The organism is Pseudomonas juntendi (genome assembly GCF_009932375.1).
Taxonomy (GTDB): domain Bacteria; phylum Pseudomonadota; class Gammaproteobacteria; order Pseudomonadales; family Pseudomonadaceae; genus Aquipseudomonas; species Aquipseudomonas juntendi.
Genome location: NZ_BLJG01000331.1, coordinates 1 through 293 on the forward strand (window position 1 = coordinate 1; position 293 = coordinate 293).

The window sequence follows — 293 nt, forward strand, 5'->3', positions numbered from 1 at the left end:
GGAGGGGTGGGTGGATGGCCTCATTTTGGTGCGAAAAGTAGCGCTGTGTTACCGGGATTGTGCAGGGTATTCTTGCCACCCATGTTTTCCGCGCCATGCGGGTCGTTTTGTCTTAAGGAGATATGCCGTGTTCGTCCTCGATTCGCGTCTGCAGCAGGATTCCCTGGTGCTGGGGGAGTTTGCGCTGTGCCAGCTGCTGCTGAGCAAGGATGCCAATTACCCGTGGTTCATCCTGGTGCCCAAGCGTGCTGAGGTGAGTGAGTTGTTCGATTTGGATGTGCACGAGCAGCAGC

Annotated in this window: 1 protein-coding gene; it reads left to right on the top strand. The window is 56.7% G+C overall.

Annotated elements, in window-relative coordinates:
* Positions 1 to 127 precede the first annotated feature (127 nt).
* A partial coding sequence (locus GYA94_RS25575; protein ID WP_161893362.1) for an HIT domain-containing protein occupies positions 128 to 293 on the top strand: 166 nt, incomplete at its 3' end.